Source organism: Halobaculum sp. D14 (assembly GCF_051195135.1).
Classification (GTDB): Archaea; Halobacteriota; Halobacteria; order Halobacteriales; family Haloferacaceae; genus JBNTKA01.
In genome coordinates, this window is the sequence record NZ_JBNTKA010000002.1 from 517,522 (window position 1) to 529,982 (window position 12,461).

Consider the following 12,461-nt stretch of genomic DNA (forward strand, 5'->3'; position numbering starts at 1 on the left):
AACCGCGGTGGTCGGCGGTCGCCGCGCCGGCGACGTCTCCGGGCCGGCTGGTTCGCGGGCGGCTCTCCGCCGTGGCTCCTCCACGGGCGGTCGTGTCTGCGACGGGAGCCACGGAAACGAGAGGTTTTACGGCGTGACCCGCTACAGCGGGTATGAGCGACGCAGCGCCCGAGCAGGGTGCGCGCATCCCGGTCGACTGTCCGGGCTGCGGCACCGAGACAGTTCACGAGGTACTGAAGCCCGGTGGTCACGCGACGGTGCAGTGTACGGAGTGCGGCCACACGCACAAGGTGACGGTTGAGAAGGCGCCGACCACCGACGTCGACGTCGTCGTCTCCCAGGACGGCGAGTCGTACCCGACGTCGCTGAGCGGCGACCCCGAAGAGCACGTCGAGGTCGGCGACGAGTTCATCGTCGACACCGACGAGGCCATCCAGCAGGTCCGCGTCACTGCCGTCGAACTCGGCGGCGACCAGCGCGTCGAGGAGTCGACGCTCGAAGACGCCGAGACCGTCTGGACCCGCGTCGTCGACAACGTCGGCGTGAACGTCACGGTCCACCCGAAAGACGGCCGCCACGACGACAGCGAGAGCCGCAAACTGTACGTCCCCGGGGACTTCGAGTTCGTCGTCGGAGAAACCGAGTCGTTCGGCGACGACGAGTTCGAAATCGAGGGCATCCAGGTCCGCGACGACGCCGAGGGCTACCGCCGCGAGAAGTTCGACCACGAGGGCGACATGGTGTTCGCGAAGGACGTCAAGCGCGTCTACGCCCGCGACGAAACCACGACCGCCTGGTCAGCCTGGTAACCACGACCCACGCGGCCCTCCGCGTTCTCCCGTACTTTTCACCGCGTCCTTGGCTCCCACTACGACGGCTCTGTTGAAATCCTCAACCCGTGACAGAGTGGGGGCTGATCGGTGAGTACAGCGGAGCGGTGTGTCGGTCGGCTGTGACATGGAAGAATCGATTCTATTGGAGAGTTGAACGTGGGCTAGTACCGTCTGACGAGGAGTATGATGAGCGGTGTGCCGATCACCGTCGGCCACAACCAGCGGGCAACCGGTGGCAGAAAGACGAAATTCACGGACGAGAAGGCAGTAACCGTCGCAATGTACCCCGCTCCCATTCGGGACAGATGTTCGTAGAGCCACGCCCGTGACTCTGGCTGACCGTCTCGAAACAGGCGAATATCGCGGACGCCGAATCCAACGCTGATGCCACCGAAGACCGCCATCACCGTGCCGAACGACTCTCCCTCCACGAGTCGTAGTCCACCGAGCGTGAGGAGGCCGATGCCGACGGCAACGAGTGTGATGGACGCTCCCCAGTCGAGACCAGTTGGTGCGTCAGCTGGTCGCTTCCGCGAGAGGACGCGGTAGCCCGAGAAGACGAAGTAGAAGCTGAACACGGCGACGAGCGCGAGAAACTGCCGTGTCGGCGTGGCGTCGTAGACGAAGAGGGCGAGAGCGGACGCCGCCACGAACGCCATCGAATACACGTATGCGCGACCGAAGCGACGATGCGTGAGACCGCCTTTCTTCGTGAGAAACGCTCCCGCCCCACCGAACAATGCGACGAACCCGGCTAGAATGTGGAGGCTGAGCGTCAGTGAGTCGAGCGTCTCGATGGCAGTCACGAATTACTCCCTCGCTAACAGGGCGTACCCGATAGTCACTGGGAGCGCGTAGACGATGTGGCCGCCGACACTCCATGCCTTCTCGGGCATCGTCAGGTCGGGAAACGTTGGCGCGTGCGGATAGCCGACGGCTTGGAGCCACAGGGGCATCAGCAGGACCGAAAGCAGTGCGGTGGTCACGATGCCGACGAGAACGGCCCATCCGAGTGCGCCACGAACTGTCGTCGCTCGTGACCGGATCGGCGACCACTGAACGGCTGCAACGACTAGGACTGCAAGGGCAACCCCGTGGAATTGATGAATGACCCACCCGAGCAGGAGGTTCGGCCCAGCCAAGCCGTACATATTTGGAAGCGCAAGCTCAATGAGGGGTTCTGGATTGCCGTACTGCATCATCAGACCAAGGGGGATACTGCCGAAAAACCCGGTGAGAATGGCAGCGATCCATTGTTTCGGCGGAACACCTCGGATACGTGTGGTAAAGCCCTTTCCTCGTGTTGGGGGCTCCCCGCCACCTGTCCGTGGAGAGGGCTGGGTTGACATCTACGGTACCGATAGCATATCTTGTATAAAGCTCTGTGGGGGTACTAGCCACAATCCGTTCTAGCCCGCGTTCTAACTGCGGTCGACCGCAATCCTCCATACCAGCTATTTCACAGCCGATCGTATCGAACTAATAGGGTTTCAACAGAGCCATGACAACCCCACCGAACCTCCGCATGCAGATCACCCTGCGGGTCAGACGGCTCCATTGCCGGCCACAGCGACTTTTCCGCGGCGGTCCGTAGCCGCGGTGAGCCGATGGATTTCGCCGAGGCGCGCGAAAACATGGTCGACAGGCTGGCGCGCGGGAGCAGCGTGGACGACGACGTCGCCGAGGCGCTGCGGACGGTACCGCACCACGAGTTCGTCCCGGACGACCGCCGCGAGGACGCCTACAAGGACCGGCCGCTCCCCATCGGAGGCGGACAGACGGTGAGCGCGCCGCACATGGTCGCCGAGATGTGCGCCGTGCTCGACCCCGAAGCGGGCGACGAGGTGCTGGAGGTCGGCACCGGGTCGGGCTATCACGCCGCCATCACCGCCGAACTGGTTGGCGACGACGGCGCCGTGTACACCGTGGAGTACGACGAAGCGCTCGCGGCGGACGCCCGGGAGACGCTGGACCGGCTCGGCTACGACGACGTCGCGGTGCGCTGCGGCGACGGCCGGGACGGCTGGCCCGAGAAGGCGCCGTTCGACCGTGCGTACCTCACCTGCGCCGTCCCGGAGTTCCCGCCGCCGATTCTCGACCAGCTCCGGACCGGTGGAGTCGCGCTCGCGCCGGTGGGGACGCTGCGGCAACAACTGGTTTTCGCCCGCGTCGACGACACCGGCGAAATCGCCGACTGCGAACACCACGGACCGGTCCAGTTCGTCCGCGTCCGCGGCGCCGACGGAGCCGACGAAGACGACGGGGCCGGCTGACTGAGCCAGCGACCGAACACCGGAATCGGCCGTGGGGTTGTGGTTCCGGTGACGCGGCCGCGGAGGCAGACGTTTTTAGCCGCCGCCTCGGTAGGCCGAGTCGATGCCGATGCGAGACCGGACCGGCCTCGACACCGAGGCGCTGCTGCTCCTGTGGGCGGCCCGGGAGACGGGCGTCCTGGACGCGCTGCTGTCGAGCGCCGGGACCGCAGCGGAGGTCGCCGCGGAGACAGACGTGACTCGTGAGGCGGCCGAGACCGCCGTGCAGGCGCTCGCGGATCTCGGATTCGTCGAACGAGTCCGCGACGGATACGAGCCGACGAACCGCGCAATCGGGCTGCTGGCGAAGCGGGACGTCCGCTCCGTCGGCGCGCTTCCGCACGCGCTCGACGAACTCGACCTGCTCGTCGACCTGCCCGAGACGATGGAGACCGGCGTCCCGCCGGAGCCCCCCGACGACTGGAGCGTGAACCGGCTCGGCGCGCACGCCGCCACCGACGACGCCGCGGTGCGGTCGGCGGTCACCGCCGCGGTCCACGCCGCCCCGGAGGCCGACCGGGTGCTCGACGTCTGCGGCGGCTCCGGCGTGTACGCGGCGGAGTTCGCCGACCGCGGCTACGACGTGACGATGCTCGACGACGCCGAAACCGTCGACCGGGTGGAGCCGATGCTTCGCAGCCGCGGCGTCCGGCTGCACCCGGGCCACCCGGCCGACCTCGACGGGCCGTACGGGCTCGCGTTCGCCGGCGGCATGCTCTCCCGCGTCGACCCCGCGGAAGCCAGGTCGGTCCTGTCCGGCGTCGCGGACGCGCTCGTGGACGACGGAACCGTCGTCCTCGTCGACACCGTCGCCGACGGCTCGGACGCGGCGGTCGCGGCGTCGGTCTGCGGACTCGCGGCCGGCCACGGCGGCGCCTCCGACTCCGACGAAATCCGGTCGTGGCTCCGCGACGCCGGATTCGCGGACGTCAGCGTCGACGCGGTACCGGGGACGGAGCGCCACGCCGCGGTCGGCCACAAACGCACGGTTGATTAGCGCGTAGCCCGGAGCCGACGTATGGACAGTCCCGACCCGGACGCGCTCCGGGAGGACATGCTCGACGCCGTCGAGCACTCGCTGGGCCGCGAACCGACCGACCGCGTCCGCGACGCGATGGCCGCCGTGCCGCGCGAGGCGTTCGTCGCGGAGACGCCGTACGTCAACAGCAGCGGCGAACAGCAGGGAACCCGGGTGCTCGCTCCGGAGACGGTCGTCCGGCTGTTCGAGGCGCTCGACGCCCGCGACGGCGACGACGCGCTGCTCGTCGGCGCCGGCGTCGGCTACACCGCGGCGCTGCTCGCCGAACTCGTCGGCGCCGAACACGTCCACGCCGTCGACATCTCGCGGGAACTCGTCTACGAGGCGCGCGAGAACCTCGGCGCCGCCGGCTACGACGCCGTCCTCGTCGACTGCCGCGACGGCGCCGACGGACTCCCCGCGTACGCGCCGTTCGACCGCGTCCTCGTCGAGGCCGCCGTCGTCGACCCGCCGCGGAGACTCCTCGGCCAGCTCGCCGACGGCGGCCGGCTCGTCGCCGCCCGCGGCCGCGGCGCCGAACAGGTCGTCACGGCGTTCGAACCGAGCGGAGACGGCGGCGCAGACGCCGTCTACGAGGGCGACGCCGTGTCGCTCCGCCCGCTGCTCGTCCCGGGCGAGGAGGTCGGCGCCGGCGTCCGAAACCGGACCGCCCGCGAGGACGCCGAGTTCGCACAGCAGGGCTACTTCGCGAAGACCGGCTGGGAGCACGAGTGGATCGACTGGGACGACCGGCTCACCGGCACCGACCGCTGACCGCGACGCGCGGACTCAGCCGGCGTCGTCGGCGACCACCAGGATTCGCGTGTTGCCGCGGCGGTCCGCGTACTGGCTCCCCGCGGGCGGCTTGATGCCGACCGCGAGCGTTCCTTCCTCCTGATTCGGGCCGAGCGTCGGCGCCACCTCCACGGTCGCCTCTCCGGCCGCGCCGGTCGTCGCGGTGGCGACGCCGTCGATGTCGGCGGTGCCGTCGCGAACGACGACCGTCGCCCCCTCGACCGGGTCGCCGTCGCTGCCGACGACGGTCAACGTCACCGACTGCTGGCCCGGCGTCGTGACGTCCGGCGACGGCCGCGCGTCCAGTTCGACGACGGCGAGCCCCTGAATCCCGGACACCATGTTCAGCATGACGCTCAGGCTCGCGACGCCGACGACCAGCGCGATGACCAGCCGCACCGGCAACCCCTCGATAGCGCGTTCGTCGCCGCGAAGCGATTCGAGCCACGTTGAGTCGAGCATGGCCCTGCTGGCCGCGGCTCCGCATTTGAACCTTCGCGCGAACGTTCAAGGCAGAAGCCGCGGGCACGGCCGCCGTGGACGTCATCGGACGAACCAGCCGGCGGGACGCACCGACCGCCAGCGGCGACGAACGCAGCGGCGGCGCCGCGGACGCCGTCTCCGGCCGCGACGAGCACGCGGGGCGGCTCGGCAGGCACGTGGCGCGCGACGGCAGCACCGGCGGCCGCGTCGGCATCGACCTCGACCGGACGCACGCCGCGCTCGTCGTCGGGAAACGCGGCGCCGGGAAGTCGTACACGCTCGGCGTCATCGCGGAGGAGGCCGCCGCCGCCCCCGGCGTCGCCCCGGTCGTCGTCGACCCGATGGGCGTGTTCGCCGGCCTCGCAGCCTGCGGCGGCGTCGTTCACCGGTCCCCGCGCGTCCGCGCCGACTCGGTGCCGCCGGCGTCGTGGCCGGAACTACTCGGATTCGATCCGAGCCAGCCCGCGGGCAGCCTGGTCTGGCGGGCGTTCACCGAGGCGTCGACCGTGGCGTCGGCGCGGTCGTTCGTCGCGGACGCGGACGCGACACGTCCGACGCGGCGCGCGGCCGGGAACGCGCTCGAACTCGCGGCGTCGTGGGGCGCGTTCTCCCCGGACGGCCTCACGGCGAGCGACCTCGCGACCGGCGGCCCAACGGTGCTGGACTGCTCGGCGCTGCCGGCGGCGGCCGCGAACGCGGTGTGCCGCGGGGTCGCAGCGGGGCTGTACGAGGCGCGGGTGCGCGGCGCAGTCGACAGGCTTCCGTGGCTGTTCGTCGACGAGGCGCACGGCTTCTTCGACGCGGCCGCGGGGCCGGCGCTCCGGACGCTACTGACGCGCGGCCGCGCCCCCGGCGTGTCACTGGTGTGCGCGACCCAGCGCCCCGCGGCGCTCCCGGACGTCGCCGTCTCGCAGGCCGACCTGGTGTTCGCCCACCGGCTCACCTCGGCGGCCGACGTCGACGCCCTCGCCGCGGCGCGTCCGACGTACCTCGGCGGCGACGTCGCCGACCGACTCCCGCGCGGCGTCGGCGACGCGCTCGTCGTCGACGACGCCGACGAGTCCACCGCAGTCGTCCGGATTCGGGAGCGCCACACGCCCCACGGCGGCGCCGACGCGAGCGCGCGGACGGCGGCGGCGACGCTCCGCGAACGCACCGAGTCGCCGGCGACCGAAACCGAAACGGAGGAGTGGCCGCGCTCGGAGCGGTGAGTCATGGACGACCGCGTCACCGGCATCGGGCTCGTCGCGGCGGGCGGCGCCGTCGGCGCGGCGCTCCGATACGGCGTCGGCCTCGCGGTCGCCGGCCCGGCCGGAACGCTCCTCGTGAACGTCGCCGGCAGCCTCCTGCTCGGCGTGCTCGTCTCGCGGACGCTCCCGAAGCGCGTCCAGCTGTTCGCGGCGACCGGGCTCTGCTCGTCGTTCACGACGTACAGCACGTTCGCCGTCGACGCCGTGTCGTTCGGCAGCGCCCCGGAGGCGGCGGCCTACGTGGCGGCGACGTACGTGTTCGGCGTCGCGGCCGCGACGGCGGGGCTCGCCGTCGGAGGCGGACGATGACGGTGGCGCCCGGCGGCGTCGCGGCGGCGCTCCTGGTTGCGGTCGGCGGCGCGGTCGGCGCGGCCGCCCGTCACCTCGTCGGTCTCGCGGTTCCGGGACGCCGAGCGACCGCCGCGGTCAACGTCGCCGGGAGCGCCCTCCTCGGCGCCGTCGGCGGCGCCGTCGCGGGCGGCGCGTCGCCGACGCTGTCGCTGCTCGTCGGAGCCGGGTTCTGCGGCGCCTTCACGACGTACTCGTCGTTCGCCGTGGAGCTTCAGCGCCTGCTCGCGGAGCGAAACTGGCGGAGCGCGGCCGCGTTCGGCGTCGGCGTCCTGGTCGCCGCCCTCCTCGGCGCAGCTGCCGGATACGCCGCGGTTTCCTGAGCCGGACCGCCGGATGGAAGAAGGCGAAATCGACAGCCTCGACCGCCGCGGTTCGGAGCGCGAGAATCGGCGGGGAACGCTTAATAGCAGTCGATATTGCCGGGACCGTATGAACGACGACGTCACGCGCTGGCCGACCGCGCTGCTCGCGGAGGTGTACGCCGAACTGACCGGCGCGACCGTCGAGGTGGACGACAGTGAAGCCGACGGCGTCATCCCGACCATCACGGGGGTCGACGACCGCGGCCAGTACGTGCTCGTCAAATTCCGGGTACCGCAGTCGCTTTCGACCGCCGACACGGACTCCGCGATGGTGCAGCGCACCGACCTCGTCAACGAGACCCGCGACCGTGCCCGCGTCCACATCGACGAGTCGTGAACCGACGGCCGCGACGAACGCCCGGCGCTGGCTATCGGCGACCGCTACTCCAAGTGGGCATCCAGCGACTCGTCCGACTCGTCTGAATCGTCCGGCTCGACCGAGTCGTCAGCCGGTTCGGGGCCGCGCGCCACCCACGCCTTCTCCAGCAGCGACTCCGCGTCCGCGTCGGCGTGCGGCAGGTACAGGACGCCGGTGAACTCGGCCGAGTCGACCGGGGCGCCCGTCTCGGCGTGGACGTGCCGGACCGCGTCGGCGCGGACGCTCAGCGTCGCCGCGGAGTAGGCGTCGTCGCCGGGGTGCGGATACGCGACCAGCCACTCACCGTCGGTCGGTCGCGCGAGCGCGCGGAACGACTCCGTTTCCCCGTCGGTCCACGTGACCCTGACTTCGTGTTCTGTCATGTCCCTGTGGACGCCGCCGCTGGCCGAAAACACCGTTGGTCGACGCCGCTGTCCACGAACCACCGGTCGTGGACGGCGGTCAAAATCAGCGTCACCACTGGGGAACGTTGGTCCGTGAGAAAGTCTCTGACCGGAGACACAGGTCGCTACGCTCTCTGACAGCGAGGTCCGTGAGAAAGCGCCCGGAGCGGGATTTGAACCCGCGTCACGACCGTGACAGGGTCGTATGATGGGCCACTACACCATCCGGGCTCCGTCTTGCTGCACTCATTCGTACTGGAGGGTCGTAATTAAGGCTTGTTATCCATCCCGCCCGTGTCCCGCGATACCGTGCGGCCAGTGGCTGAGAAATTGGCCGGAAGTGAACCGGCGGGGCGCTGCGGAGACAGTCGTTCAACTTCGCGGCTACGCCCTCGGCTCTCGACGACGAACGGATTGGGTCACTCAGCGGGTCAGTGGAGCGGGAAACGCGGCTCTGCGGCGTTCAGCCGATAGACCCGGCCGTTCGTGCGCCCGTAACATTGAAGCGGACCGGCTGAGTATGCACGGTTGTCTCACTCGTGGGGATGACTAGCCATGTCTCTCCGGCCCGCTTAACAAGGGTTAAGTGTCGGGGTCAGGTATAGCGCCGTAGTATCTCGTGAAGACTTCTCTCCAGCGGCCACGGCCGAACGACAGCACTACTCAGCCATGGTAAACGTAAGTGAACACGACCTTGTTCCGGACCACACGCTCCTCGACGACCCGTCGGACGTCGAGGAGGTGCTCGAGGAGTACAACGTCAAGAAAACGGACCTCCCGAAGATCAAGCGGAAGGACCCCGCGCTCCCGAAGGAGGCGGAACCGGGCGACGTCGTCCGAATCGAGCGTGACTCGCGCACCACCGACCGAGCGACCGTGTATCGGCTGGTGGTAGAATGAATCGGGAACGACGCCGCTCCGTCTCGCGGGAGTACTTCTCGGAGGAACGGCTCGCAGAACACCACTTCCGGTCGTTCAACAACTTCCTCGACCGGGGGATGCAGCAGGTCGTCGACGAGAAGGAGCGCATCGAGACCGACATCGGCGACAAGGAGGGCCAGGAGCCGGTGTACGTCGAACTCGGCGACGTCCGCATTACGACGCCGCGCGTCCGCGAGGCGGACGGCTCCGAGGAGCTGCTGTACCCGCAGGAGGCGCGGCTCCGCAACATCACGTACGCCGCTCCGGTCTTCATGGAGATGAAGATCATCCGCGGCGGCGAGGAGGAGCCCGAAACGGTCGTCGACCAGACCGAGACGAAGGTCGGCCGGATGCCGATCATGGTCGGCTCGAACCGCTGTAACATCTCGGAGTTCTCCGACGAGGACCTCGTCGAAATCGGTGAGGACCCGGTCGACCCCGGCGGCTACTTCATCGTCAACGGCTCCGAGCGCGTCCTGATGACCTCGGAGGACCTGGCGCCGAACAAGATTCTCGCCGAGTACGACTCGAAGTACGGCGACGAGATCCAGGTCGCCAAGACGTTCAGTCAGCGCCGCGGCTACCGCGCGCTCGTGCTGTGTGAACGGAACCGCGAGGGGCTGCTGGAAGTGAGCTTCCCGTCCGTCTCCGGCTCCGTGAACTTCGTGACGCTCGTCCGCGCGCTCGGCCTCGAATCCGACGAGGAGATCGTCCACCGCGTCTCCGACGACCCGGAGATCGTGAAGTTCATGCTCGAAAACCTGGAGGAGGCCGACGTCCAGACCGAAGAGGAGGCCATCGAGACGCTCGGCGAGCGCGTCGCCTCCGGGCAGGGGAAGAACTACCAGCTGAAGCGGGCGAACTACGTCATCGATCGGTACCTGCTGCCGCACCTCCACGAGGAGGGCGTCGAAGACGAGGAGACCCGCATCAACAAGGCGTACTACCTCTGCCGGATGGCGGAGGCGTGTTTCGAACTCGCGCTCGGGCGGCGCGACTCCGACGACAAGGACCACTACGCCAACAAGCGCCTGAAGGTGTCCGGCGACCTCATGAAGGACCTGTTCCGGACGGCGCTCAACAAGCTGTCGCGCGACGTGAAGTACCAGCTCGAACGCGCGAACATGCGGAACCGGCAGCTCACCGTCAGCACCGTCGTCCGCTCGGACGTGCTGACCGAGCGGCTCGAACACCCCATCGCCACCGGGAACTGGGTCGGCGGCCGCTCGGGCGTCTCCCAGCTCGTCGACCGGACGGACTACATGGGCGTGCTGTCGCACCTGCGGCGGCTCCGGTCGCCGCTCAGCCGGTCGCAGCCGCACTTCGAGGCGCGTGACCTACACGCGACCCAGTGGGGCCGCATCTGCCCGTCCGAGACGCCGGAGGGGCCGAACTGCGGGCTCGTGAAGAACTTCGCGCAGGCGATGGAGCTGTCGCAGAACGTCGAGGACGAACAGGGACTGAAACGAGAACTCGCGTCCATGGGTGTCGAGGGCATCCCCGGCATCGAGGGCGTAGACCGCGCATCCGCGGACGACTGACATGGCAAGCCAACAGCGAGAAGCGAAAGTGTACGTCAACGGGAGCCTGGTCGGGACCCACCCGGACCCGAACCAGCTCGCAGCACAGATTCGGGAGGCGCGCCGCCGCGGCGACGTCTCCGACATGGTGAACGTCTCGGTGAAAGAGCGCACCGGCGAAGTCATCGTGAACGCCGACGCCGGCCGCGCGCGCCGGCCGCTCATCGTGGTCGAGGACGGCGAGCCGCTGCTCGACGACGAGACCATCGACGCGCTCGAACGCGACGAAATCGAGTTCGAGGACCTCGTCGACCACGGCCTCGTGGAGTTCATCGACGCCGAAGAGGAGGAGGACATCCTCGTCGCGACCGACGAGGAGGACATCACGGAGAACACGACCCACCTCGAAATCGACCCGCAGCTCATCTTCGGCATCGGCGCCGGGATGATTCCGTACCCGGAGCACAACGCGTCGCCGCGGATTACGATGGGTGCGGGGATGATGAAGCAGTCGCTCGGGCTGCCGGCGGCGAACTACCGGATTCGGCCGGACACCCGCCAGCACCTGATGCACTACCCGCAGCTGTCGATGGTGAAAACCCAGACGACCGAGCAGATCGGGTTCGACGAGCGGCCGGCGGCGCAGAACTTCGTCGTCGCCGTCATGTCCTACGAGGGGTTCAACATCGAGGACGCGCTCGTCATGAACGAGGGCAGCGTCGACCGCGCGATGGCGCGCTCGCACTTCTTCCGGACGTACGAGGGCGAAGAGCGGCGCTACCCCGGCGGCCAGGAGGACCGGTTCGAGACGCCGAGCCAGGACGTCCGGGGCGCCCGCGGCGAGGACGCGTACACGCACCTCGACGAGGACGGTCTCGTGAACCCGGAGACGCAGGTCGACGAGAACTCGGTGCTGCTCGGGAAGACCAGTCCGCCGCGGTTCCTCGAAGAGCAGGACGACATGGGCGGGCTGTCCCCGCAGAAGCGCCGTGAGACGTCCGTGACGATGCGGTCCGGCGAGGACGGCGTCGTCGACACCGTGACGCTGATGGAGGGCGAGGACGGCTCGAAGCTCTCGAAGGTGTCCGTGCGCGACGAACGCATCCCGGAGCTCGGCGACAAGTTCGCGTCGCGGCACGGCCAGAAGGGCGTCGTCGGCCACCTCGCGCCGCAGGAGGACATGCCGTTCACGGAGGACGGCGTCGTCCCCGACCTGGTCATCAATCCGCACGCGCTGCCGTCGCGGATGACGGTCGGCCACGTCCTGGAGATGCTCGGCGGCAAGGTCGGCTCGCTGGAGGGCCGCCGCGTCGACGGCACCGCGTTCCAGGGCGAAGACGAAGAGGAGCTCCGGTCGTCGCTGGAGGAGCACGGCTACAAGTCCTCCGGGAAGGAGGTCATGTACTCCGGCGTCACCGGCGAACGCATCGAGGCGGAGATCTTCGTCGGCACCATCTTCTACCACAAGCTGTACCACATGGTGTCGAACAAGCTCCACGCCCGCTCGCGCGGCCCCGTGCAGGTGCTGACGCGGCAGCCGACCGAGGGGCGCGCCCGTGAGGGCGGCCTGCGCGTCGGCGAGATGGAGCGCGAAGTGCTCATCGGACACGGCGCCGCGATGGCGCTGAAAGAACGGCTGCTCGACAGCTCCGACAAGGAGAGCGTCTACATCTCGGAGGACACCGGGATGGTCGCCGTCGAGGACGTCGAGCAGCGCCGCGTCTACGACCCCATCACCGGGGACGAGGACAACATCCACGAGATCGAGATCAGTTACGCCTTCAAGCTCCTGCTGGACGAGATGAAGGCGCTCGGGATTCGACCCACGCTCCAGCTGGAGGACGCAGTCTAACA

General features: G+C 69.0%; 15 protein-coding genes and 1 tRNA gene. 11 read left to right on the forward strand and 5 right to left on the reverse strand.

Annotated features, from left to right (window positions below):
* Window positions 1-152 precede the first annotated feature (152 nt).
* On the forward strand, window positions 153-809 hold the full coding sequence (locus ACQUST_RS08420; protein ID WP_435127271.1) for an HVO_0476 family zinc finger protein: 657 nt from the start codon (window positions 153-155) through the stop codon (window positions 807-809).
* A gap of 185 nt (window positions 810-994) precedes the next feature.
* Here ACQUST_RS08420 and ACQUST_RS08425 read toward each other — a convergent pair whose 3' ends face one another.
* Together ACQUST_RS08425 and ACQUST_RS08430 are read right to left on the reverse strand one after the other, a co-directional pair.
* Window positions 995-1,630 carry a DUF2306 domain-containing protein gene (locus tag ACQUST_RS08425; RefSeq protein WP_435128157.1) on the reverse strand — a complete coding sequence of 212 codons (636 nt, stop codon included), beginning with the start codon at window positions 1,628-1,630 and terminating at the stop codon, window positions 995-997.
* Window positions 1,631-1,642: 12 nt separating this feature from the next.
* A complete protein-coding gene (locus tag ACQUST_RS08430) occupies window positions 1,643-2,032 on the reverse strand; it encodes a hypothetical protein (RefSeq protein ID WP_435127273.1) in 390 nt (129 codons plus the stop codon).
* Between the two features lie 408 nt (window positions 2,033-2,440).
* Here ACQUST_RS08430 and ACQUST_RS08435 point away from each other — a divergent pair, with 408 nt between their 5' ends.
* The 3 genes from ACQUST_RS08435 to ACQUST_RS08445 all read left to right on the forward strand — a co-directional run bounded on the left by ACQUST_RS08435 (window position 2,441) and on the right by ACQUST_RS08445 (window position 4,937).
* Window positions 2,441-3,106 (forward strand): protein-L-isoaspartate(D-aspartate) O-methyltransferase, encoded by a 666-nt coding sequence (locus ACQUST_RS08435; RefSeq protein WP_435127275.1) that lies wholly within the window; start codon window positions 2,441-2,443, stop codon window positions 3,104-3,106.
* A 103-nt stretch (window positions 3,107-3,209) separates the two neighbouring features.
* The gene (locus ACQUST_RS08440) at window positions 3,210-4,142 is read left to right on the forward strand and encodes a methyltransferase domain-containing protein (RefSeq protein ID WP_435127277.1); all 933 of its coding nucleotides are present in this window, start codon (window positions 3,210-3,212) and stop codon (window positions 4,140-4,142) included.
* Between the two features lie 21 nt (window positions 4,143-4,163).
* The gene (locus ACQUST_RS08445) at window positions 4,164-4,937 is read left to right on the forward strand and encodes a protein-L-isoaspartate O-methyltransferase family protein (RefSeq protein ID WP_435127279.1); all 774 of its coding nucleotides are present in this window, start codon (window positions 4,164-4,166) and stop codon (window positions 4,935-4,937) included.
* 15 nt (window positions 4,938-4,952) lie between these two features.
* Here ACQUST_RS08445 and ACQUST_RS08450 read toward each other — a convergent pair whose 3' ends face one another.
* Window positions 4,953-5,420 (reverse strand): DUF7382 domain-containing protein, encoded by a 468-nt coding sequence (locus ACQUST_RS08450; RefSeq protein ID WP_435127281.1) that lies wholly within the window; start codon window positions 5,418-5,420, stop codon window positions 4,953-4,955.
* Between the two features lie 74 nt (window positions 5,421-5,494).
* On the opposite strand from ACQUST_RS08450, the gene ACQUST_RS08455 reads away from it, so the two are divergent.
* From ACQUST_RS08455 to ACQUST_RS08470, 4 genes are all read left to right on the forward strand, one after another.
* Window positions 5,495-6,652, forward strand: a complete 1,158-nt coding sequence (locus ACQUST_RS08455; protein WP_435127283.1) for an ATP-binding protein — start codon at window positions 5,495-5,497, stop codon at window positions 6,650-6,652.
* 3 nt (window positions 6,653-6,655) lie between these two features.
* On the forward strand, window positions 6,656-7,000 hold the full coding sequence (locus tag ACQUST_RS08460; protein WP_435127285.1) for a fluoride efflux transporter FluC: 345 nt from the start codon (window positions 6,656-6,658) through the stop codon (window positions 6,998-7,000).
* Window positions 6,997-7,362 (forward strand): fluoride efflux transporter FluC, encoded by a 366-nt coding sequence (locus ACQUST_RS08465; RefSeq protein ID WP_435127287.1) that lies wholly within the window; start codon window positions 6,997-6,999, stop codon window positions 7,360-7,362. Before ACQUST_RS08460 ends, ACQUST_RS08465 begins: the two co-directional genes overlap by 4 nt.
* Window positions 7,363-7,471: 109 nt before the next feature.
* A complete protein-coding gene (locus tag ACQUST_RS08470) occupies window positions 7,472-7,741 on the forward strand; it encodes a hypothetical protein (RefSeq protein WP_435127289.1) in 270 nt (89 codons plus the stop codon).
* Between the two features lie 44 nt (window positions 7,742-7,785).
* Here ACQUST_RS08470 and ACQUST_RS08475 read toward each other — a convergent pair whose 3' ends face one another.
* Entirely contained in the window at window positions 7,786-8,145 is a 360-nt protein-coding gene (locus tag ACQUST_RS08475) for a hypothetical protein (RefSeq protein ID WP_435127291.1), read from the reverse strand.
* Window positions 8,146-8,324: 179 nt separating this feature from the next.
* Window positions 8,325-8,397 (reverse strand) — tRNA-Asp (locus ACQUST_RS08480).
* A 438-nt stretch (window positions 8,398-8,835) separates the two neighbouring features.
* Here ACQUST_RS08480 and ACQUST_RS08485 point away from each other — a divergent pair.
* The 3 genes from ACQUST_RS08485 to rpoB are packed head-to-tail and all read left to right on the forward strand — an operon-like array spanning window position 8,836 to window position 12,459.
* Window positions 8,836-9,066, forward strand: coding sequence for a DNA-directed RNA polymerase subunit H (locus tag ACQUST_RS08485; RefSeq protein WP_435127293.1), 231 nt, complete (start codon window positions 8,836-8,838; stop codon window positions 9,064-9,066).
* On the forward strand, window positions 9,063-10,628 hold the full coding sequence (locus ACQUST_RS08490) for a DNA-directed RNA polymerase subunit B'' (RefSeq protein ID WP_435127295.1): 1,566 nt from the start codon (window positions 9,063-9,065) through the stop codon (window positions 10,626-10,628). The genes ACQUST_RS08485 and ACQUST_RS08490 overlap by 4 nt, the downstream gene beginning before the upstream one ends.
* A 1-nt stretch (window position 10,629) precedes the next feature.
* Complete coding sequence (gene rpoB / locus ACQUST_RS08495) at window positions 10,630-12,459, forward strand: DNA-directed RNA polymerase subunit B (protein WP_435127297.1); 1,830 nt, start codon at window positions 10,630-10,632, stop codon at window positions 12,457-12,459.
* Window positions 12,460-12,461: the final 2 nt, after the last annotated feature.